1 protein-coding gene is annotated in these 1,265 nt (G+C 34.6%); it reads left to right on the top strand.

Going from position 1 to position 1,265, the window contains the following annotated elements; genetic code table 11:
• Positions 1-849: 849 nt before the first annotated feature.
• Positions 850-1,265, top strand: a 416-nt coding sequence (locus ABZ565_RS35665) for a hypothetical protein (protein ID WP_361036468.1), incomplete at its 3' end; no start/stop codon positions are given.

The following is a 1,265-nucleotide window of genomic DNA, read 5'->3' as shown; positions in this document are numbered from 1 at the left end:
GGCACTGACGGCCGCGACGAACAGGAACGCCGCGATCAGCCGGGTGCGGAGGCCGAGGCGGGCGGCGAAGAGTTTCACGTGATTTGTAGAGCAAACAAAAAAGAAAGAAGAGAAGGTTAAAGAAAAACCGACTTCCATTAGATTAAGTAAAAATAGTCAACAAAGACTTAACACACTAGTAAAAATATTAGATAAAGAAAACGTTGATCAAGTTCTGGATTTATTGCTCACAAACTATGAATCAACTCTATCAAAAGAGAAAAAGAAAAATTATGAAACTCTATTGAAATTGTTGTCGAAAAAAAATTAATAAAAAAATTAATAAAAAAATAACACATACACGCATGCATGCATACACACATACATGCATGCGTGTATGTTGAACTGACTTTGGAAACCCTTGCTACACCTGAATTCTTAGCTTTCGCATGCATGCATACGCGAATGCATACATGCATGCATGCAAAGAAAAATAGATTTTAACCATGGTAAACAACACTTTCTGCCCTATTCTACGTATTGCATCAAATGGTTATTATTGCTATACTAATCTCAATTAAATCGAACGGCAATAAAAAAGACTCCAGCCATCTAAGTAGTGTCCCCACACTCTTAGACGGTTCCCCCTAGTAACGTAGGGAAAACACTGACAGGAAGTCTGTTTTTTATAGTTTTGTTTGGTGTTGCATTTATGTATACATTTTACATTATTATAAGAAGAAAGTCAAAACAATTTCCTGTTAAAATGTCCATTTCAAGCTGCCTTTTTTTGACACTGAAAAGACGATGTTTTCCTTAATATATAAGGGTTCATCGTCTTTTTCGTTGTCGAAAAAAGGAGAAAAGATAATGTCTGTTTTAACAATGGAAAAAACACCCCAAAAATTCACCATCGAAGGTCCTAAATTCTTCAAGAAACACTTAGATAAAATGGTTAAATATGACTTAGAAGTAACTGATAACCCCATTACTACTTCAGAAATCTCTTTATTTATGATTCTTCACTTATACACGGATGAAATGGGACAAATTCGTTCGCTTACAAAAGATCCTGCTGTAAGTGAACGCAGACAACTATGTATCTCTAATATTTCATCTGAGCATGCTCTTACATATGAAACAGTAAAAAAAGCATTTGATAAATTACTAGATAGAAACTACATAACTGAAGTATATACAGAGAAGGGCATGCACTATGAAATTGTTGATTACGGTAAATATACTCAGTTGATTGATAGTAACAGTGAAGAGAAATCATCCTATTT

Source organism: Streptomyces sp. NPDC016469 (genome assembly GCF_040632905.1).
Taxonomy (GTDB): domain Bacteria; phylum Actinomycetota; class Actinomycetes; order Streptomycetales; family Streptomycetaceae; genus Streptomyces.
Note: the sequence above shows the minus strand (reverse complement) of the source record. Positions and strands in the feature narration are given on the sequence as shown.